Annotated in this window: 24 protein-coding genes and 1 pseudogene; 11 read left to right on the top strand and 14 right to left on the bottom strand. The window is 43.3% G+C overall.

Features of this window, described 5'->3' with window-relative positions; all coding sequences use genetic code 11:
- Window positions 1-96: 96 nt before the first annotated feature.
- Window positions 97-732, bottom strand: a complete 636-nt coding sequence (locus AADZ70_RS17770; protein ID WP_198698411.1) for a response regulator transcription factor — start codon at window positions 730-732, stop codon at window positions 97-99.
- The gene (locus AADZ70_RS17765) at window positions 725-1,942 is read right to left on the bottom strand and encodes a sensor histidine kinase (RefSeq protein ID WP_047478293.1); all 1,218 of its coding nucleotides are present in this window, start codon (window positions 1,940-1,942) and stop codon (window positions 725-727) included. The genes AADZ70_RS17770 and AADZ70_RS17765 overlap by 8 nt, the downstream gene beginning before the upstream one ends.
- Before the next feature lie 383 nt (window positions 1,943-2,325).
- Between AADZ70_RS17765 and AADZ70_RS17760 the strand changes: the two genes are divergently transcribed.
- The 6 genes and pseudogenes from AADZ70_RS17760 to AADZ70_RS17735 form a co-directional block, all read left to right on the top strand.
- Complete coding sequence (locus AADZ70_RS17760; RefSeq protein ID WP_016937104.1) at window positions 2,326-2,571, top strand: hypothetical protein; 246 nt, start codon at window positions 2,326-2,328, stop codon at window positions 2,569-2,571.
- 17 nt (window positions 2,572-2,588) lie between these two features.
- A complete protein-coding gene (locus AADZ70_RS17755) occupies window positions 2,589-2,957 on the top strand; it encodes a spore coat protein (RefSeq protein ID WP_016937105.1) in 369 nt (122 codons plus the stop codon).
- Between the two features lie 18 nt (window positions 2,958-2,975).
- Entirely contained in the window at window positions 2,976-4,112 is a 1,137-nt protein-coding gene (locus AADZ70_RS17750) for a zinc-dependent alcohol dehydrogenase (RefSeq protein WP_095242151.1), read from the top strand.
- Between the two features lie 18 nt (window positions 4,113-4,130).
- On the top strand, window positions 4,131-4,328 hold the full coding sequence (locus AADZ70_RS17745; RefSeq protein WP_003156073.1) for a hypothetical protein: 198 nt from the start codon (window positions 4,131-4,133) through the stop codon (window positions 4,326-4,328).
- Between the two features lie 14 nt (window positions 4,329-4,342).
- Window positions 4,343-4,642, top strand: coding sequence for a spore coat protein (locus AADZ70_RS17740; RefSeq protein ID WP_016937108.1), 300 nt, complete (start codon window positions 4,343-4,345; stop codon window positions 4,640-4,642).
- 90 nt (window positions 4,643-4,732) lie between these two features.
- Window positions 4,733-4,888 (top strand): annotated as a pseudogene (locus tag AADZ70_RS17735) (EamA/RhaT family transporter); the annotation flags it as partial.
- Window positions 4,889-4,929: 41 nt separating this feature from the next.
- Here AADZ70_RS17735 and AADZ70_RS17730 read toward each other — a convergent pair.
- On the bottom strand, window positions 4,930-5,508 hold the full coding sequence (locus AADZ70_RS17730; protein ID WP_116746243.1) for a TetR/AcrR family transcriptional regulator: 579 nt from the start codon (window positions 5,506-5,508) through the stop codon (window positions 4,930-4,932).
- A gap of 243 nt (window positions 5,509-5,751) precedes the next feature.
- On the opposite strand from AADZ70_RS17730, the gene AADZ70_RS17725 reads away from it, so the two are divergent.
- The gene (locus tag AADZ70_RS17725) at window positions 5,752-6,942 is read left to right on the top strand and encodes an MFS transporter (RefSeq protein ID WP_342007411.1); all 1,191 of its coding nucleotides are present in this window, start codon (window positions 5,752-5,754) and stop codon (window positions 6,940-6,942) included.
- Window positions 6,943-7,031: 89 nt separating this feature from the next.
- Here the strand turns inward: AADZ70_RS17725 and AADZ70_RS17720 are convergent, their stop codons facing one another.
- From AADZ70_RS17720 to AADZ70_RS17705, 4 genes are all read right to left on the bottom strand, one after another.
- Window positions 7,032-7,667, bottom strand: a complete 636-nt coding sequence (locus AADZ70_RS17720) for a VTT domain-containing protein (RefSeq protein ID WP_316936483.1) — start codon at window positions 7,665-7,667, stop codon at window positions 7,032-7,034.
- 118 nt (window positions 7,668-7,785) lie between these two features.
- A complete protein-coding gene (locus AADZ70_RS17715; protein WP_342007410.1) occupies window positions 7,786-8,859 on the bottom strand; it encodes a HAMP domain-containing sensor histidine kinase in 1,074 nt (357 codons plus the stop codon).
- On the bottom strand, window positions 8,856-9,542 hold the full coding sequence (locus AADZ70_RS17710; protein ID WP_016937113.1) for a response regulator transcription factor: 687 nt from the start codon (window positions 9,540-9,542) through the stop codon (window positions 8,856-8,858). The genes AADZ70_RS17715 and AADZ70_RS17710 overlap by 4 nt, the downstream gene beginning before the upstream one ends.
- Complete coding sequence (locus AADZ70_RS17705; RefSeq protein ID WP_016937114.1) at window positions 9,514-10,122, bottom strand: rRNA adenine N-6-methyltransferase family protein; 609 nt, start codon at window positions 10,120-10,122, stop codon at window positions 9,514-9,516. Before AADZ70_RS17705 ends, AADZ70_RS17710 begins: the two co-directional genes overlap by 29 nt.
- Window positions 10,123-10,325: 203 nt before the next feature.
- Here AADZ70_RS17705 and AADZ70_RS17700 point away from each other — a divergent pair, with 203 nt between their 5' ends.
- Entirely contained in the window at window positions 10,326-10,688 is a 363-nt protein-coding gene (locus AADZ70_RS17700; protein WP_016937116.1) for a hypothetical protein, read from the top strand.
- Between the two features lie 48 nt (window positions 10,689-10,736).
- On the opposite strand, the gene AADZ70_RS17695 is transcribed toward AADZ70_RS17700, so the two are convergent.
- The gene (locus tag AADZ70_RS17695) at window positions 10,737-11,357 is read right to left on the bottom strand and encodes an FMN-binding negative transcriptional regulator (RefSeq protein WP_342007409.1); all 621 of its coding nucleotides are present in this window, start codon (window positions 11,355-11,357) and stop codon (window positions 10,737-10,739) included.
- Window positions 11,358-11,474: 117 nt separating this feature from the next.
- On the opposite strand from AADZ70_RS17695, the gene AADZ70_RS17690 reads away from it, so the two are divergent.
- Complete coding sequence (locus AADZ70_RS17690) at window positions 11,475-12,857, top strand: PLP-dependent aminotransferase family protein (protein WP_045926963.1); 1,383 nt, start codon at window positions 11,475-11,477, stop codon at window positions 12,855-12,857.
- A gap of 30 nt (window positions 12,858-12,887) precedes the next feature.
- On the opposite strand, the gene AADZ70_RS17685 is transcribed toward AADZ70_RS17690, so the two are convergent.
- Together AADZ70_RS17685 and AADZ70_RS17680 are read right to left on the bottom strand one after the other, a co-directional pair.
- Window positions 12,888-14,177 carry a Na+/H+ antiporter NhaC family protein gene (locus tag AADZ70_RS17685; protein ID WP_016937119.1) on the bottom strand — a complete coding sequence of 430 codons (1,290 nt, stop codon included), beginning with the start codon at window positions 14,175-14,177 and terminating at the stop codon, window positions 12,888-12,890.
- A gap of 223 nt (window positions 14,178-14,400) precedes the next feature.
- The gene (locus tag AADZ70_RS17680; RefSeq protein ID WP_045926964.1) at window positions 14,401-14,805 is read right to left on the bottom strand and encodes a MerR family transcriptional regulator; all 405 of its coding nucleotides are present in this window, start codon (window positions 14,803-14,805) and stop codon (window positions 14,401-14,403) included.
- 159 nt (window positions 14,806-14,964) lie between these two features.
- On the opposite strand from AADZ70_RS17680, the gene AADZ70_RS17675 reads away from it, so the two are divergent.
- Entirely contained in the window at window positions 14,965-16,014 is a 1,050-nt protein-coding gene (locus AADZ70_RS17675) for an NAD(P)-dependent alcohol dehydrogenase (protein ID WP_342007408.1), read from the top strand.
- 72 nt (window positions 16,015-16,086) lie between these two features.
- Here the strand turns inward: AADZ70_RS17675 and AADZ70_RS17670 are convergent, their stop codons facing one another.
- Both AADZ70_RS17670 and AADZ70_RS17665 read right to left on the bottom strand, forming a co-directional pair.
- The gene (locus AADZ70_RS17670; RefSeq protein ID WP_342007407.1) at window positions 16,087-17,049 is read right to left on the bottom strand and encodes an arsenic resistance protein; all 963 of its coding nucleotides are present in this window, start codon (window positions 17,047-17,049) and stop codon (window positions 16,087-16,089) included.
- Window positions 17,050-17,413: 364 nt separating this feature from the next.
- A complete protein-coding gene (locus tag AADZ70_RS17665) occupies window positions 17,414-17,800 on the bottom strand; it encodes a hypothetical protein (RefSeq protein WP_045926967.1) in 387 nt (128 codons plus the stop codon).
- 191 nt (window positions 17,801-17,991) lie between these two features.
- Between AADZ70_RS17665 and AADZ70_RS17660 the strand changes: the two genes are divergently transcribed.
- Window positions 17,992-18,522 carry a DinB family protein gene (locus tag AADZ70_RS17660; protein ID WP_342007406.1) on the top strand — a complete coding sequence of 177 codons (531 nt, stop codon included), beginning with the start codon at window positions 17,992-17,994 and terminating at the stop codon, window positions 18,520-18,522.
- Window positions 18,523-18,638: 116 nt separating this feature from the next.
- Here the strand turns inward: AADZ70_RS17660 and satA are convergent, their stop codons facing one another.
- Together satA and AADZ70_RS17650 are read right to left on the bottom strand one after the other, a co-directional pair.
- Window positions 18,639-19,160 carry a streptothricin N-acetyltransferase SatA gene (gene satA, locus AADZ70_RS17655; RefSeq protein WP_342007405.1) on the bottom strand — a complete coding sequence of 174 codons (522 nt, stop codon included), beginning with the start codon at window positions 19,158-19,160 and terminating at the stop codon, window positions 18,639-18,641.
- 342 nt (window positions 19,161-19,502) lie between these two features.
- Window positions 19,503-20,063, bottom strand: a complete 561-nt coding sequence (locus AADZ70_RS17650) for a cupin domain-containing protein (RefSeq protein ID WP_342007404.1) — start codon at window positions 20,061-20,063, stop codon at window positions 19,503-19,505.
- Window positions 20,064-20,086: the final 23 nt, after the last annotated feature.

Genomic DNA, 20,086 nt, shown 5'->3' with positions numbered 1-20,086 from the left:
AATACTCCTCTCCAATCATTACTTTCTGCCTAATTGTAGTTCACATTCACATAAAAAAAACGTACATAGGGGCATGTACGTTTGGGCAGTTTTTTATTATATATTCAGTTTCAAAATACCTTTTTGCATGGCAATGGTGACGGCTTCAGTCCGCGAATCCGCTCCTAATTTGTTATAAATCGATGTTAATCTCGCTTTTACCGTCCGCTCTGAGATTCCTAAATCGAAGGCGATTGCTTTGCTTTTATGTCCTTTCGCCACGGCTTCCAGAACTGTGATTTCCTTTTCCGTCAGCTGTGTTTCATTGGCATTTGCCCGTTCCATTTTCATTTTCCGGAAACGCTGCAAGATGTCCGGCTGCAGAAGCACTTCTCCCCTGACTGCCGCATCCATCGTATGAAATAAGGTTTCTGAGCTTGTGTCTTTCAGCAGATAACCGTTCGCGCCTGATTCGATGCCTTCTATCATCAGATGATCTTCATTATAGGTCGTCAAAATAATGATCGGCACATCAGAATGCTCTTTTATCTGTTTAATGGCTTCCAGCCCGCTCATTTCCGGCATGTACAGATCCATGAGAATGACATCTGGCTTTAGTTCCTCTGCGAGGCGGACGGCGATTTTCCCGTTTTCCGCTTCTCCCGTTATGGTGTAATGGTTATTTGTTTCTATCAAAAGCTTCAGACCTTCTCTGACGACAAGATGGTCATCTGCTATTAACACTTTATACATGTTCCGCCTCTCCTTGAATTGGTATGATGATCTCAATTTGAGTTCCCGCTGATCTGGCGCTTGTGATACGGCAGGTGCCGTTCATCATATTGACGCGTTCTTGTATCCCAAGCAGCCCGTAATGTCCGCTTTTTCTCATATCCGTTCCGGCATCAAAGCCTTTCCCGTCATCTTTGACGGTTATGCGGATCTGTCCCTCTTCTTCCTGAACGGATACCCAGACGTTATCTGCTTCCGCATGCTTGGCGGCGTTTGTCAGGCCTTCTCCGATCATATAATGGCAGTTCTCCGCCATATGAACGTCAAGCACATGATGCACGCTGTACTCTAAAAAACAAGACAGCCCGGAGGCTTCTGTAAAATGATTGATTTGTTCAGTGATGCTTTCTTCTAAAAATCCGATCTCTTCTGATTTGCTGCGAAGGTTATCAATGGCCGAGCGCGCATCAGCCAATGTGCCCTTCACTCTTTTCATTGACTGGCTGATGATGTCTTTCGCTCTGTCAGTGTTATCTTTCGAAAGATGAACTTGCACCGCTTCAAGCTGCATATGCAAGCTGACCAATCCTTGGGCAAGCGTATCGTGCAAGTCTCTCGCCATCCGCTGCCTTTCGTTTTGAAGCGTCAGCTGTTTCACTTGCCGGTGAGCGAGCTCTAATTTTTCAAGCGTCATCTGTGTTTTTATTTTTTCATCAACTTGCGCGAAAAATGTTGCCGCATACGTGATAATCACAATCATAATGGGAGCGGCGATAACGATGAAACGAAGCAGATGATGCGGATGCTCCTCGTGCAAGGCTGTTATGGACATTAAAATGAAAAGATAGAGTATGAGCAGCGTTTTGCCCTTATCCGTCATTCCGATAATCTGCCCGATTAAAAAGGCATAGAGACCGACGACCACCGCGATATAGCCGCCGGCCATCAAGTTAGCCGATGTATATATGATTAATCCCTGTATGATGAAATAAAGAAACGTTTTTCTCTTGACCCAGCGATAGGAATGCCAGTGCAGCACGGCAAAAGTGACGATCAATATCGTGAATAACAGCAGCAAAAAAACCGTCCAGCTTTCATAAATGTACTGCAAAGAGACTGATGCGGCATATACCATAAAAATAAACGCCAGACCGGGCACCCGAAATGCGAGCATATGCAATGAGCGTCTGTCACGGGAGACATAGTCTTCTTGATGTTTTGTACCAAACAATCTCTGTCCACTTCCTTTTAGCCGACCGGCCTCACGAGATTTTATTCTATTTGTCATCATACCATAAGTGCCTGCCTCTCACCTTCCCCTTCTGTCCTGCATGACGGGTGAAAGAAAAAACAGCCAGCCGGAACCAGGTTCGTTGCCCTGGACAGCGTTCTGTTTGTTATCAGCACAGAGGCTTCTGCCGCTTTAAAAAGCATCTCATTCGGACGTATTTACCATATTAGGTATATCGTGATAGGAGGGGGTATGCTTCCTCTTTTTTGATGGGCCCCCAGACTTCTTCTCTGCTTTTTTTATAAACAAAATGTGCAAGAATAAAGTCCTTTTCTCAGGGGAAATTAATTACGTAATTGAGAAGAGGAGGTTTAAAGATAATTATGGAAAAGCGTGAATTAGCGGCTCACGAGTCGCTTGACTTACATGAAATGATTAACTTCAAGACGCTTTGTGTAGCGAAGTCCAAGCTCATGCAAGGGCTTGTGTTTGATCAGGACCTGAAAACGTTAATGGAGAAAGATGTTCAGCAAGCCTCTCAAGACCTGGCTGATTTACAGGCGGTTTATGAACGTGCATCTTTTCAGGCTCCTGTTCCTCAAAACCGGCCGACTTCGATCATCAATTGAAAGGAAGGTAAGCATCATTGAATCATGACTATTTAGATCCAATCAATTCATTACACGTCCCTGAACTCGCAGATACGACATTCGCAATGGATTTTCTTTTACGGGCAAAAGAAGGCGTCAGAAATACCGCCGTCGCTTTAACAGAAACCGCTTCACCTGATGTAAGAGCTTTGCTGCGCAAACAGCTCATGCAAGGAATCGCGATGCATCAGGAAATTACAGACTTGATGGTCAGCAAAAAGTGGTTTCACCCGCATGATCTGAGCGAACAGTATAAACTGGATCAGCTCTCTGCGAAAAATACCCTCATGGTCGGAAACATGAATCTGTTTCCCGTTGAAACGAACAGAAAAGGGATGTTTGACCGCACACCTGATGAACACTAACACTGGAGGTATTACAGCATGAAGGCCGTAACGTATCAAGGAGTTAAAAACGTCGTCGTCAAAGACGTGCCTGATCCGAAGATTGAAAAACATGATGACATGATTATAAAAGTCACAAGTACGGCAATTTGCGGGTCAGATTTACATTTAATCCACGGACTCATCCCGAACTTGCAGGAAGACTACATCATCGGGCATGAACCGATGGGCATCGTGGAAGAAGTCGGTCCCGGCGTGACGAAAGTCAAAAAAGGGGACCGTGTCATTATTCCTTTTAATATCGCCTGCGGAGAATGCACTTATTGTAAAAATCACCTGGAAAGCCAATGTGATCAATCAAATGATAACGGCGATATGGGCGCTTATTTCGGCTATTCAGGGAGTAACGGCGGCTATCCGGGCGGCCAGGCCGAATATTTACGCGTCCCTTTTGCGAACTTTACTCATTTTAAAGTCCCCGAAACATGCGAAGAACCGGATGAGAAATTGAGTGTTATTGCCGATGCGATGACAACCGGCTTTTGGAGCGTTGACAATGCCGGCGTAAAAGCAGGCGATACGGTCATCGTTCTCGGCTGCGGGCCTGTGGGTCTGTTCGCTCAGAAATTCTGCTGGTTAAAGGGAGCGAAACGCGTAATAGCTGTAGACTATGTCAACTACCGTCTCCAGCATGCGAAACGGACGAATAAAGTGGAAATCGTGAACTTCGAAGACCACAAAAATACGGGCAGCTACCTGAAGGAAATCACCAAAGGCGGCGCTGATGTGGTCATTGACGCCGTCGGCATGGACGGAAAAATGACGGATCTGGAGTTCCTCGCCAGCGGATTAAAACTTCAAGGCGGGGCGATGAGCGCTTTAGTCATTGCCTCCCAAGCTGTGCGCAAAGGCGGAACGATCCAGATTACGGGTGTGTACGGCGGCAGATATAACGGTTTTCCTCTTGGCGATATCATGCAGCGAAACGTCAATATCCGATCAGGACAAGCTCCGGTTATCCATTATATGCCGTATATGTTTGAACTGGTGTCAACCGGCAAAATTGATCCGGGCGATGTTGTAAGCCATGTCATTCCGCTTAGTGAAGCGAAGCACGGCTATGAGATGTTTGACACGAAAACAGATGATTGTATTAAAGTTGTACTCAAACCTTAGAGAACGGAGGCTACAGAAATGGCCAGCGCCTTACATGAATTACTCGAAATTCAGGAGATGGCTTCTTTTAAGTCACTTTGTCTGACGAAGTCCAAAACCATGAAAGCGCTCGTATCCGATCCGCAGCTGAAAGAAATCATGCAGCAGGATGCGGATACATCAACAAGGCAATTGCAGGAGTTTGCCTCGATTTTATCTGATGCAAAGCATGAATAGGAGATGAATAACGAATGAATCCGATTATGGAATACCTGACGGGGATGGATGCACTGACAGACCAAATTGTCGCTATGGATTTATTGAATTCGGCAAAAAGCGGAGTCAGAAACTATGCGATGGCGGCGACGGAAGCCGGAACGCCTGAAGTGAAAGCGATACTCACCCGTCACTTAGAAGAAGCCATCGACATGCATGAGCAAATCTCACGCTATATGATGGAAAAAGGCTGGTATCATCCGTGGAACACAGATGAACAAGTCCGGTTTAATTTGCAAAATATTGATACGGCGCTCCGCCTGCCCGTCCTATAAATCGTTTTGCTGCTGAGACAGCAGCTTCAGTATGTCAAACTGAGAACTGCCTTTACAGCGCCCAGGCAACGATACCCCCGCGAATCAGCTCTGCAGCTTCTCCAGCCTTTCTTCGGGCTGTTATTGGCGGCCGTGATTCTGCACGAAAGAGCAGGGTGGGGACTTGCGGCGGTGAATGTCGGCGTTATCGCGTGCGCGGCAGCCGCCCGGCGGTTCGCTAATAAAGCAGAAAAGGCAGAACAATAACCTTGTTCTGCCTTTTCATTATTTTCCGCTCGGGCGATTATTCAGGTAGCTTGAACTCCCTTAAACGCATTCATCACCAAATCATGCACATAGGCATCATTGACCTCGTCCCCTGTTACAAGCAGCCGATAGAAAATCGGTCCGTAAATGAGATCAATACTTACTTCAATATCAAGATCCTCTCTCAATTCACCTTTCTGAATTCCCTTTTCCAGAAGGCCTTTCGCTTGGAGGCGGCGGGGCCGGAAAAATCGTGTGCGATATTCTTCTGCCAATTTGGCATCCAGCTGCCCCGCACCTATTAATTCCTTAATCACGGTTCCTTCCCGGCTTGTCAAAAACCTTGCTAAATTCGCGGCGTGGATCGATACATCATGTACTGTTGATCCCGTATCAGGCACAGGCAGTCTTTCCGTAGCGGTCGAAAGAAAGCTGTCCATGATAACGGCAGCTTTGTTTGCCCACCATTTATAAATCGTTGCTTTACTCACTTTTGCGCGCTCTGCAATTTTATCGACTGTCACCGCCTCAAAGCCTTTTTCCAGCAAGAGGTCATAGGCCGCAGAAAGAATCGCCTTATGTGTCCCTTCATCACGCGGCCGCCCTCGTTTACTCTGCACATAAATCATTCCTTCCCGAAATATAAACGATACGTTCAGTATACTTAACATGATAAAAAAATAAAACAGAAACCTATTTACAAAACTGAACGTTTAGTATATCATTCACTTAGAAACAAAACTGAACGTTCAGTTTATAAAATGTTCAACACTCCGCTTAACCTTTGCATTAAAAATCTATGGAGAGGAATCAGCAAAATATTTATCAAGCATCATAAAATCATTAAAAAGGAGTTCATTCACATGGCTACATTAAACAAACAAAAAGCAGATCAGGGGGTCTCAACTGGTTTAACCCTTCTTCTTGCAACTGCATGCGGCATCATTGTCGCTAATCTTTATTATGCACAGCCCTTGGCAGGATTCATCAGTGCGGCAATTGGGCTTTCGCCAAGCAGTGCCGGGTTGATTGTCACGCTGACCCAGATCGGATACGTTGCCGGCTTACTGTTTCTCGTCCCTTTGGGAGATATTATCGAAAACAAAAAACTAGTCGTTGTATCGCTCCTTCTAAGCGCAGCCGCTTTGACACTGACAGCATGTGTGAAGCATGGAACACTGTTTTTAGCCGCTGCGTTTTTCATCGGATTGGGATCGATCGCAGCCCAAGTGCTTGTTCCGTTCACATCCTACCTTGCACCGGACGCCGCACGCGGCCGGGTTGTCGGCAATGTGATGAGCGGCCTATTGCTCGGTATTATGCTTTCCCGCCCGATATCCAGTCTGGTCGCTGATATATGGGGGTGGAATGCCATATTTGCTTTTTCCGCCGCGTTAAGTGTTGTCCTGGCCATCGTCTTAGCAAAAGTGCTTCCTGCCAGAAAACCAACAGCAAACACACGCTATACCGTCTTACTCGGTTCAATGTGGAAGCTGTTGCGCACGACTCCGGTCTTACGCCGCCGCGCCATTTATCATGCGTTTGTATTTGGAGCTTTCAGCTTGTTCTGGACGACTGTACCTTTATTATTGTCCGGTCCTGCTTTTCATTTTTCTCAGAAGGCAATCGCGCTATACGCACTGGCGGGCATTGCGGGTGCAGCCGCTGCACCGATAGGCGGCCGTCTGGCTGATCGCGGCCTGACCCGGCTTGCCACCGGAATCGCTCTCGGTGCTGTCATCGTTTCTTTATTACTCCCGCTCATGATTCAGAGCAGCTCCCCCGTCGGAATAGCAGTTCTGGTGGCCGCAGCTATCCTGTTAGATGTGGGTGTATCCGCCAATCTCGTACTCAGTCAACGTGCCATTTTTTCGTTGGCGCCTGAATTTCGCAGTCGATTAAACGGTTTATTCATGGCAATCTTCTTTCTGGGCGGTGCTGTAGGTTCATCAATCGGAGGATGGGCATACGCTTCAGGCGGGTGGAGTATCACATTATGGATTGGAATCGCTTTTCCGGTCATAGCATTGCTTTATTTCACCACGGAGAAATAAGCCTTTCACCAAAAATAAGCCGTCAGGACCAAGCTGACAGCTTTTTTGGTGTATTCTTCTTTAAATCCTTCCGAACAAAAAATACGGATTCATGAAAAATTTTGCTTCATGCGGTTCCATATTCTCACCGTTAAGACCGTAATCAATATAAATGAAACAATAATAAGTGCAATGCCTGCAAAAGACTCACTGAAATTGATAACAACAAAGCTGGACAATACGATGACAGGAATATTTGAAAGCAATACAGTTAACATGTAGACAGAATACTTTAACCCGGCTGCAGCGGATAAAAAACAAATCACATCCGTAGGAGCTGCCGGGCAAAGCATCCCCAATGCCAAAAACTTATAATTGTACGCCTCCAATAACACTTTCAAATCAGGATATTTATCTTCCAGTAATTGAGTCGTTTTTTCGCTGGCGAATTTCCTCGAAAAAAGATAAACCAATGTTTCGCTTATAAACAGACCGGCCAATGATAATAAAATGCTGACCATCGGATCAAAGCATATTCCGCCCAAAAACATCAGCGTCATGCCGGGAATAAAAAAGAGAAGCCTGACGACCCACAAAGCCAAAAACAGCAGCATCGCGTATTCCGCATGCCCTGATATAAAATCCGTTACATCATTCATATCAAATGACAGCAAGTCCAGTTCCTTCAAACAATAAATGCCTAAAAACCATATACATAATAAAACAATTTTATTTTTCAATTTCACCGCTCTCCTCGCTTTCCATCACATCATAAGCAAAGAAAATGAAGAAACAGCCGGTAAAATTCTTAAGGATTCTTAAGTTATTCTAAAAAAAGCTTATGGAATGTTTGTGCCGCAAGCTCTAATCAATCTGGTGTTCTACAGTAAAACGAAGCCAGCCGCCGCTGTAATCCGCATGAATACGGCCGCTGTGAAGCTCAACAATTCTTTTTGAAATGGCAAGTCCGAGCCCGGTGCCATGATGACCCGTCCTGGCCTTATCCCCTCTGAAAAACCGTTCAAACAATTGATTTATATCGTCAGCCGGAACATTTTCGGCCTTGTTTGATACTTGCAAAATCGCTTTTTCATCTTTCAGCTCAAGGTTTATAAAGAATTCAGAAGGTTTGATACTGTACTTTAACGCATTCATAAAAAGATTATCATAAACGCGAACCATCTTTTCTATATCAATACATACAGGTACATGTTCTTCCGTAATTGATTTTCGGACAGTTAATTGTTCCTTTTCAAACATAGGAAAGTACTCTCCGACGATTTGTTCCAATAAAGCAGACAAGTCTGTTTTGCTGCGGTTCAAAATAACATCCGGACTCGATAAATGCGTATATTCAAACAGTTCATCTATCAAATATTTCAGTCTTTGTGATTTTGAATAAATCGTTTCAAGGTATTCCTGAAATTGTGCTTTACTATTGTATTGTTCTTTTTTAAGCAGATCCAAATATCCGATAATCGATGTTAACGGGGTTCTTAAATCGTGCGATACATTTGAGATCAGCTCACTTTTCACTCGTTCCAATTGTCTTTCATGTTCAAATTTACTCTCTAATTCTTCAGACATATAATTGATATGTTGTGCAAGCTGAGTCAATTCATCCCTACTCTCCATCCTAATGGTCAAGCCCAAATTTCCATTGGCAATATGGTGAACACTCTCAGTAATGAGCTTCAAATATCCTATTTTTTTTCGTATCAATAACCAAAAAACCACAATAAAGGTCAAAATAGCTGCAGTAAACTGAAGCAATATCTTAAAATAGGCGCCGCCTACGCTCATATTTGTAAAATGGTATATTTTATCCAAATATGAAATAGATAATATAACAAGAATCAATACACCGAATGCAACAAGATAACTAATAGCGATCGCGACCAGAAGCCTGACAATCAGCTTATTTCCAAACTTCCTCATATTTTATATCCCGTTCCCCATACCGTTTTGATATAAATCGGATGTTTAGAATCCTCTTCTATCTTGTCTCTGATCTTTGTGATATGGACCATTACAGTATTGTCCGACTTAAAAAAGTCTTCCTTCCATACCGCCTCATATATTTTTTCAACACTCATGACAATTCCTTTGTTTCTCGAAAGAAGCTCCAGAATATCAAACTCTTTCGGAGTGAGCCTGACTTCTTCTCCCCGCACCCACACCTGCCTTGTATCCGTATTAACGGTCAAATCACCGATTTCAATAACGTTTGCCGTGCTGACCGCATCTGTATTGTATTTTTTATACCTTCTCAGCTGAGATTTCACTCTGGCGATCAATTCCAACGGATTAAACGGTTTCGTTAAATAGTCATCTGCACCGGAAGCCAGCCCTTGAATTTTATCCATATCTTCTGATTTGGCGGACAGCATGATGATGGGCAGATTTCGTTCTTGTCTGATCTTCATGCATGCCTCAATCCCATCCATATTGGGCATCATAATATCCAAAATAATCAGGTCAAACTCCTTTTGCTCCAATAATTTCAAGGCTTCAGCAGCATCTTCCGCCTTGCGCGTGCTTATTCCTTCATTTTCCAAATATACAGAAATAAGATTTCGGATATCTTTGTCATCATCCACGATAAGAATGCTTGTCCCCATATGAATCCTCCCTCGTTTTTGGCGGCAATGAACAGCTGAAAACATAAGCCGGCGGAATATTCCTGAATTCTCTCCTTACTTCTGTTTTGGGAAAGAATTGCTCAATCAATGCCTTCTTATATTGAGTATATTGGAATGTGATAAATTCTCCATGATTTCTTAAGATTTTAGCTGTATCCGTCAAAATATCTTCAGAAACGTTTTTTGGCAGGCTTGCAAAAGGAAGTCCGGAAACGACATAGTCGGCATAAGGGATTCCATGCTCTTTTATATGCCTCTCAATATGTTCGGCTGATCCGTGCACAATGAATAGGTTCTGTTCATCTTTATATTGTTCTTTCAGCAAAGCATAAAATTCTTCATTTTGTTCTATCAATAAGATTATTGTCCCGGGTTGCCGTTTTTCAAGCAGCTTTTTTGTAAATACTCCCGTACCGGGCCCGTATTCAACAATGTATTCAGCTTTATGAAAATCAATTTTTCCCATCATCTTCTCAGCAAGAAAACGCGAGCTGGGCAGAACGGCGCCAACAGATCTGGGATTCATAATATATTGAAATAAAAATAACAGACGTTTCATCTTTAATCTCTCCATTTGTTTTGAATTTATAAAACACACTCTACATTCAAAACCTGAAGAAAAAGCGGTGAAAGTTCTTAAGAAATCTTAAGATATAAAAAAGACGGCGGGATTTGCCGTCTTTTTCAGCTGCCGATTCTTTCAGCAGCGGTAAAACCATGTCATAATTGATAGACATAATTGCGCTATAGGCAGGTGAACACATGAAGAAGTATTTATATAAACACCTTTTGCTGGCTCTGATTTCGTCCGTTTGCTTTTTAATGATCTTTTATTTTGGTTTAAGAATGACACAAGAAGACACACCGCCGTTGTCTTCTTATCCGTTTTACCTTTTTATTTATATGTACATAGCAGCCGGATATTTGACGGTCGGCCTTTTGTCAGCATGTATGACTGATGTCTTGAAGAACCGCTGGACATTGAATAAAACGTCTTCCATTCTATTGAAACTTATCGTTTATTTACTCATAACGTATGCTATTTCCCGTTCTTTCTTCGTTTTATCGGCGCCGTTGATTTATTTGCTGTTTGAGTCGTTATTCATCCTGAGAAAAGCTTCATAATCAGAAAAAAACATACCGCATGCTGCCGGTATGTTTTTAAGATGCGTATCAGTTTTTTGCAGTGATCCGCTTAATGTTTTCTTCCATCAGGCTGGAAATGAGCTGTTCGTTTGTGTGCGGGATCTGTTTGAGCTGTTGTACGACCATTTCCTGTCTTTGAGCTGAATGATTTTGACTCAGCTTCGCTTGCCCCTCTATTTTGCTGATTTTAATTTTAAAGCCTTTTACCCCTTTGTTCATGCCTGACAGGAATTTTGCATCGACATCCTCTAATTTGTACGGGCTGTCGGGGCTTTCGTATTTCAATACGAGATCGCCCATCGAATGCACGGTTTCTTCCTCATCCAAGAGCTCTGCCTCTCCGTAAACATGAACCGCCACATAATTCCATGTAGGAACAGCCAGATTCGTCTCATACCATTTGGGCGAGATATAACAATGAGGCCCTTGAAAAACGGCTAATACACTTTGGCCTTCAATCTCTTTCCATTGGGGGTTCGGCAAGGCAAAATGACCGTATAAGCATTCGTTGTCCTTGCTTATCATCAATGGCAGGTGGGTTGCATACGGCATGCCTCCTGCCGTTGAGAACAGTGCTGCGAAACCATACTCTTTAATAACATTGCACGCTTCAGCTTCACTCAGCTGAAATGGAGCGGGAATATACATAAAAACTCTCCTCTCTGAACCTGGATTGGTAAAGCGCTTTCCGCTATAATAAAATACCAACTGACATTTAAAAAGGTACAATTTCGAATAATTTCGCATGTCAGAGGAGAACATCTGATGAAAAATATGATTTTCGCTTTCAAAAGCGACACCCCGAAATACAAACAAATTTACGAGCAATTTAAGACATTGATTGAGCAGGGAACGATTCAGGCAAATGAGCGGCTGCCATCCATTCGGGAGCTGGCAGATTCCCTGCGTGTAAGCCGCAATACGACACTGATGGCCTATGATCTGCTTTTCGCGGAGGGATACATTCGCGGCGAAACGCGCAAAGGATATTTTGTAAATGAAATAGAGCCCTCTTTATTTCAGCAAGAAAACGATGTTGTTCACGCAGAGAATACCGAATCAACTCAGCCGGCCCTGATTGATTTTCGCGCCGGAGCCGTCGATCAAAAGCATTTCCCTCTGAAAACATGGAGAAAATTATACAATCAAGTTTTGGCATCAGAGAAAAGCTTTCTGTACGGTGAACCGTTCGGCGAGAGAAACTTGCGTGAACAAATTGCCGCTTATCTCTTGGAATCACGCGGGGTGAAAACAGATGCGGATTCGGTTATCATCGGCAGCAGCACACAGCAGATGCTGATTTATCTCAGCCGGATTCTGAAAGAAGATTTTTCCGGAGTTATAGTAGAAAACCCGGGCTTCGACGGTGCCAGAGAGGCTTTTCAATTTCACGGGCTTTCTCTTGAAACGATACCCGTCTATGAAAACGGAGCTGATTTTTCTCAATTGCATGCAATGAAAGAAAAATTAATCTACGTGACTCCTTCCCACCACAGCCCTTACGGCGTAAGCATGTCCATTCAGCAGCGCCAAACTCTGATCAATTGGGTGAATAAAAGAGAGGGATATATTCTTGAAGATGATTATGACAGTGAATTTCGTTATACGCAGCAGCCGTTTCCCGCCCTTGCTTCCATTCAGTCAGACCGGGTGATTTATTTAGGGAATTTCTCAAAATCCTTTCTTCCGGGCATCCGCATAAGCTATATGGTTTTGCCGCAGCGCATTTTGCATCGGTATAAAAAACATTTCATTCATTTCGAAAGCACCGCTTCTTCGCTTAACCAGCTGACCATGGCTGAATTGATGAAGACCGGGGAATGGACCCGCCATATTAAGCGCATGCGCACTGTCTACAAGCGTAAGATGCAACACTTGACTTCACATATCAAGCAGCAGTTCGGCGATCATGTGACGGTCATCGGCGAGCAGTCCGGATTGTATATATTGGTGAGAGTTCACTTGAACTGTACAGAAGAAACGTTAATTGAGCGCGCTCTTCAGTACGGAGTGAAAGTATACCCTACCTCCGTTTATTTCGTTGCCGGAAAGCCTGAACCGCCGATCATAAAGTTAGGTTTCGCCCACCTCAATACGGATCAGATCGCACAGGGCGTGCAGCTTTTGAAACATGCTTGGCTGAGATGAAAGAAAAAAGGCGCCGAACGGCGCCTTTTTTTATTTCGTATTCCTTGTGAATTTCGGCAGGCCAAACATAATGGCGATGATGCCGCAAATTCCGATTAAAACGGGGTAAAAAGAGTATGGCAGGATGCTGACGGGGGAAATATTCCCGAATTTCCCGGCCGATAACAGCTGCGCGCCGTACGGAATCAGTCCTTGCACCATGCACGAAAAGATATCAAGAATACTTGCCGATTTTCTGTTGTCGATCTTAAATTCATCAGCGATATTCTTCGCAATCGGACCGGCTGCGATAATGGAGATCGTATTATTGGCAGCAGCCAGATTCGTCACGCTGACCAGTCCGGCAATGCCGGCTTCGGCGCCTTTTTTCGAACGGATTCGTTTCGTGATGAACTCCAGTAAAAAGTCGATTCCGCCATTTTGTTTCATCACGCCGACCATTCCGCCGATCAGCATGGACAGGATGATCAGATCGCTCATTCCGGCAACTCCATCCGTAATCGCCTTAAAATAAGAATCAAACGTCAGGCTGCCGCTCGCTAACCCTATGATTCCCGTCAAAACCAATCCGCCGAATATGACAGCCATCACATTAATACCGATTAACGCAAAAACTAACACGGCGACATAAGGAAGCACCTTAATCCAGCTGTAAGATGCAGCACCCGTATGGAGGGCGTGGCCTGCCGGAATAAAAAATAAGATAATAACAGTCACAATGGCAGCGGGCAAAACAATCAGAAAGTTCGTTTTGAATTTATCCCTCATTTGTGTTTTTTGCGTCCGGACTGCCGCAATGGTCGTATCTGAAATAAAAGAAAGATTATCTCCGAACATCGCTCCGCCGACCACAGCCGCAATCGGTATCGCGCTGGAGATGCCAAGCTCGCCGCTCAAACCGGCGCTGATCGGCGCAACCGCCGCAATCGTGCCCATTGATGTTCCCATCGATATAGAAATGAAACAAGCAATGATAAACAGCCCCGGCAGCAAAAACTGCTGCGGAATAATGCTCAAAGCAAGATTGACAGTTGAATGCACCGCTCCCATCGCTTCTGCCGCTGAAGCAAAGGCACCTGCCAATATAAAAATCATAACCATAATGATAATATCAGGATGTCCCGCGCCGGAAGCAAACCATTCTATTTTTTGATTGAGCGATTTCTTCCGGTTAAATAGCAGCGCAAAAGCTGACGCAATGATCGCGGCAATCAGAATCGGCAATTTATAAAAATCTCCGGTCACCAGACCAGAGCCGACAAAAAGCCCTACGAATAAGACTAAAGGCAATAACGCCCAAGGGTTCTTTTTATTGTTCATCTGGGTAAACCACCTCTTTTCAGCATTAAAGTCGCTAATCACAGTCTAAGCAACATTTCACACTTTAAAAGTCTGCAGTAAAAAAGTCAAGCTGAAAAAAGGATAAGTAAAGATTGATAAGATAGGAAAAACTGTTTTGTCTCCTCTCTTTAGAAAATAAAAAAACCAAGGTTCGTTTCCCTTGGTACATTTCATGCGGCCCGGCGCCCGGGACATCTACTCTTCATTCAGAAATATATTCAGCTTTCAATCTGTTTTTAAGTTTCGCTTCATTTTCGAGGATGTCTTCGTAATCCTCAATCTTCCTGTTTAATCGTTTTATAGTTTCATCAATTTCCCTCTGTTTCTCCGTCAGCCTTTTCCTTTCATTGATAAGGATGTTTTTTCGGGGTTCAATCGTATGATCGGCTCCTTCAATAAATAAAGCGGTATATTCAATCAGCGCCTCAATCGACAGCCCGGCACTTCTCATGCATTTTATAAATTGAATCCAATTCACATCATCTTCGTCATAATCGCGGATGCCGCTTTCATCGCGTTTTACCGGAGGAATCAGTCCTATACTTTCATAATACCTAAGCGTCGCGGCTGATAACTCAACCTGCTTTGCAGCCTGCGCAATCTTCATATTCTTACCACCCATCCTTCATCCCTTTCATAAGCGTGCCATTATAGAATATCATTTCATAAAAAAATAAACCAAACCCCTTGACTTAAAGTCCGCTTTAACATTTAAAGTAAAAGCGAACAGAGGATTCATCACTTTATCTTGGAAAGGAAGATAACCATGTGCAATAATCATCCGACTCGTGTATTAAGCGCTCCGCATGCAAAAGCTAAATTTGAGCGGACGACGATTGAGAGAAGAGCATTACGGCCGCACGATATCCTGATTGATATTAAGTACAGCGGGATTTGTCACTCAGACATCCACAGCGCATTCGATGAATGGGGCGGCGGAATCTTTCCGATGGTTCCCGGGCATGAAATTGCCGGAGTTGTGGAAGCCGTGGGTGAAGAAGTCACCACATTTGCCGTCGGCGACCGTGTGGGTGTCGGCTGTTTTGTAGACTCCTGCGGGGAATGTGAATACTGCCTTAACGGAGACGAACAATATTGCACAAAAGGCGTTGTTCAGACCTACAATAACCTGGACTACGACGGAAATCCTACGTACGGCGGCTACAGCCAGAAAATAGTTGTCACTGACAGATTCGTTGTCCGGATTCCGGATCAGCTGGATTTGGATGCTGCCAGCCCGCTATTGTGCGCGGGCATTACCACGTATTCTCCGCTGAGACACTGGAATGCCGGTCCCGGCAAAAAAGTGGCGATCGTCGGAATGGGAGGGCTCGGACACTTAGCCGTTCAATTCGCGCACGCTTTAGGCGCAGAGGTCACCGTCCTCAGCCGCTCAATGAACAAAAAAGACGAAGCTCTTGAATTTGGAGCCGATCATTACTTCGCGACAAGCGATCCGGATACATTCACTGAGCTGGCCGGACATTTTGATATCATTTTAAATACGGTATCCGCGAACCTTGATGTAGATGCCTACTTATCCCTGCTACGCATTGACGGTACATTAGTAAATGTAGGAGCGCCTGCTGATCCGGACTCATACAGTGTGTTCTCCTTAATCACGGGCCGCCGCAGCATTGCGGGTTCACTTGTCGGCGGTATTCCGCAGACTCAGGAAATGCTTGATTTCGCCGCCGAGCACGGCATTGCTCCTAAAATTGAAGTGATTCCGGCCAATCAAGTCGACGAAGCATACGAACGGGTTCTTCGAAGCGATGTCCGCTACCGTTTCGTCATTGATATTTCAACTTTATAATCATCAAAAAAAACATACCAATATCTCTTGGTATGTTTTTTTCAGTTCAGACGGAATCCGCCGGGTATTTTTTTATTTCAGCAGCCATTTGGGCACCGCTTTTATATAAATCAATTCGCCTATCAGTTCAACAATCGTCTGTGTAACGATAACAGCTGCGGCTAATGAGGCCCAAGCATCCGGCAGAGCCAGCGCTAACGGAAGGACTGCGAGAGAATTTCTTGTGCCCATGCTGAAGATCAATGCTCTTCCTTCGCCTGTATCCAGACGGAACGCATATGCGATAAACCGGGAAACAAACGGCATCATGAGCAGGAATAACAGATAAATCGGAATTACGCGTATAATGACCTCAAAATCACTGTATACCTTGCCGATTTGTGTGGCAATGACCGCCAGCAATACGAGAGCCATAAAAGGAACAGGCAGCCAGGCCGTCCACTCTAACATCTTTTCTCCAGCCGGCTTCTTATCAGCCCACAATTGTGTCATCACTGCCGCCAGCAGCGGCCCCGCTATTAAACATAAGAATGCTTCCAGAAACGGCCCGGCATGAACAGCCCCTATGACTTCTTTCCCGATAAACAGCCACAAGTATAACGGAAGCAATACCATCTGAACAACGAACAAAACCGGTGTGGAAGCCAGTATTAATTTCTCATTACCTTTCCCGAGCTGAGTAAAGACGATGACGTAATCAATGCAAGGTGTAAGCAATACTAAACAAACTCCTAATAATATAGGAGGAGATTGAGGAAAAATGGCGGTCAACCCCCATACAACAACAGGCACAGCTAAGAAATTACCGATCAGTAAAGCCGCCATAAACTTGAGGTTTGAAATGGCTTCCCTCAGCTTCAAGAATGGGATTTGGGCAAACATGGCATACATGAGAACAGCGATTAGCGGTGATATCGTCCAGCTCCAGCTGAGTCCTGAATCCTTCCCGGCGATCCCCGCTATTCCTCCGATCACAAGAAACACACCATATATCCAAATTTGCTGATTTTCTAATGTCTCTCTGGTTATTTTCATTGACCGGCACCCCTTCCCGCCCATTATACCTTCTTTTCTGATGCTCTTGTTATTACCGGCTGCATGAGTATATTTTGCCTCGACTTTTTTGAAAATAATGGTTATCGAGATAAAAATAAATAGGGAATATGATAACTTGCTTAAAAATCCTATTCTATTGGTTCTGTTATCAGTTGCAGGATTTCTGGCTTATATCAGCCGGACCGCTGAATTATCAGTTCCTATAAGTTGGATCGTTTTATTACTGGGGGCTGCTTTGTCATTTTACAGCGCTGTATGTCTGGCAGCATAACTAAAAATTCCCGAAGAAAAAACAAGCATGAAACAATATGCTTGTTTTTTTACTTATGCATGATCAGACCTTCTAGCCGTGTTTTGTTTTAACATCCTTATTCCTTCCAATGAATAAGGTCACGGCAACACTCGCTAAACTGACCAAAGTCCCCAGAACGGCAGCAAGAATTGTCAAAAAGCCATTAGGGATAAGAAATCCAATTGGAATGAGCCCCGCAAACGTGAGAACGATAAAACATTGATAAACTCCGGATATGATTCTCACAATCAAGCTGCCAAAAAAGGACATCACTAATGGGGGAATGAATAAACATAAAATGATTCCGAGTGAGATCAATAAAATCATATGCTCGTCAAATGAAATGACATGATCACCGGGAGACTCTTCAGCAGCCGCGAATACAGCAAATACAGACATTATCAGCGTAAGAAAAACAAGAAAAAACCTTTTCAGCAACGTTTTAACTCCTTTTTATAAAAACGGGTATCCTTTTTTAATTACGATAACCATTTTATGTTATTAAATGTAATAATACGAAGTCGATTGATGAATGAATCATAATAAAACGTGTCATTCTCTGGATGACTTGACAAATAAGAGTAATAAGGCAAACTTAATATAAAAATTGTACTAATGAGGTGGGGTTAATGATTTTAGATTTAAAAGGTGAAACACACATGGATCATGTTGTGGGGATGCTCTATTCTGCCGTTAATGAAAATTACAGCCGCTTAAAAACCATAGTATCTGACATGTCACAGGAGGAGATTGATTTTAAAGGACCAAATCAAAAATACAACAGTACAGCTCAGCTAATAAAACATTTAGCATATGTTGATCTCTGTTGGATATTTAGAATTAAGGGTGAGCCTGTACCAAAGGAACTGGAAGAAAAGTATGGACCAATGTTAGATCAAAACAATAAGATTCCTTTCATTTCCGGTGTGTCATTAAAACAAATTCTCTCTGATTATGATGAGATATTCAGCATGTTTAAGTCTGTGTGTTATCAGTTAACTGACGATCAACTGAATCGTACAATAGATTATGAAGCTGGAAAACAAGCAACCATTCAGTGGGGGATATGGCATATAGCAGATCATAATAGGTACCATCAAGCTCATATCAATCAACTTCACAAATGGTTTGAAGAAGAAAAACAGAAACTTGGCAGTTAAGTGAGATTGAGCAAGGGCCTGCTCCAACTGCAGCTGAATTTATCTCAAATTCCCTTTAGATGATCAATTTAGAATCAATGCCAAACAATTAACCTCTCATCACCCTTAAGCGGCAGTTAAAATTGATAATACCAAAAAATCGCGATCTCATTTGCCGTTGAAAAGTTGGAATAAAGCATAGTATCAACTGCGCCTATTACAAAGCCGTGTTTAGCATAAAAATGACAAGCTGATACATTAATATCTTGTGTTTCAAGCATGAGACCGCAAAAATCATTCTCCTTTGCCCATTCAATCCCTTTATTTAATAATGCCGTTCCAATACCACTGTTTCGATAGTCCTTTGCAACCGCAATGTCCTCTATCAGCGCATATCCATTCCAATTAGAACGTATTTTAATCCGGCCGATGCAGTTATTTTCATCATAATAAAAAAAGACTGCTTTCCCCTCTTCTTCAACGTAACTGACGTCAATTTCGTCATCTTCATATTTCTTAACATAAGGCTTAGAAAACCGTTCCTCAGTATATGTCCAAACATTGTTTTCAAGTGCGGGTATAATTCTCCCGAAAACAACCAGAGGTTCATTTGGTTTATTGAAGTCTTTCATATGAAACGAAGTCATTTTAATGATCATCTCAATCTCCTTCTCAACGAGATTACATTCCACCATTTCCATTATATGTTACTTCACAAATAAATCAATAACGTTTGCCAAATGAATGAAGAAGCAAAAAAAGAGGGTCTCTTTCTTTGCTGAAAAGCCTAATCAAGAAGGCTATTGGACTCGTGCCGAGGTATACCGGAGAACTTGAGACCGTTAAAACCGATACATTGCCCGCAGCGATCAAAGGCCGATTTAAGGAAAAGTCCAACAAAAAATAAGCCGATTCATATTAAATCGGCCTTATTTACCGTACTCTTAGGCAGCCAGAAAGGCGTAATCCCAGTTTGTCAAACCTCTGCAGCATACTTTATGCTAGCCTTCCGCAGCCTCTGCATCTGCCTTAGTCGCATGAACCGTACCAAATGGATGGTTGGGAGGCGCATAAATTGAATATAGTTTTAACGGCGTATTACCCGTATTAATCACATTGTGCCAAGTGCCAGCAGGTACAACAATGGCAAAGTCATCATAGACATTTCTTTGGAAAGTTAAATTTTCCTTGCTCCTGCCCATTTTAACGATTCCCCGGCCTTGCTCAATCCGTAAGAATTGATCTACGTGGGGGTGGATTTCCAAACCGATATCTTCTCCAATGCCGATACTCATCAAAGTAATTTGAAAATGTTTTCCTGTCCATAAGGCAGTACGGAACGTGTGATTTTGTTTTGCGGCTTTATTGATATTCACAACAAATGGTTTTGGTCCGTAATCTTTCAAGAGAAGGTTTCTATCTTCGTATGAAGATCGCAAATCATCATTTCGGTCTGCATACCCCATGTCGCTTGGATAAGCCCAATAAACAGATCTTCCGTCGTTATACATCGGTACATTCACATAATAATAACATTGATGCGAAAAAGGTATATAATACATTTTTCATCCCCGCAATTTCAAAT

The organism is Bacillus sp. YBsi01 (genome assembly GCF_038406745.1).
Classification (GTDB): Bacteria; Bacillota; Bacilli; order Bacillales; family Bacillaceae; genus Bacillus; species Bacillus siamensis.
This window is presented reverse-complemented; position numbering and strand designations above follow the sequence as displayed.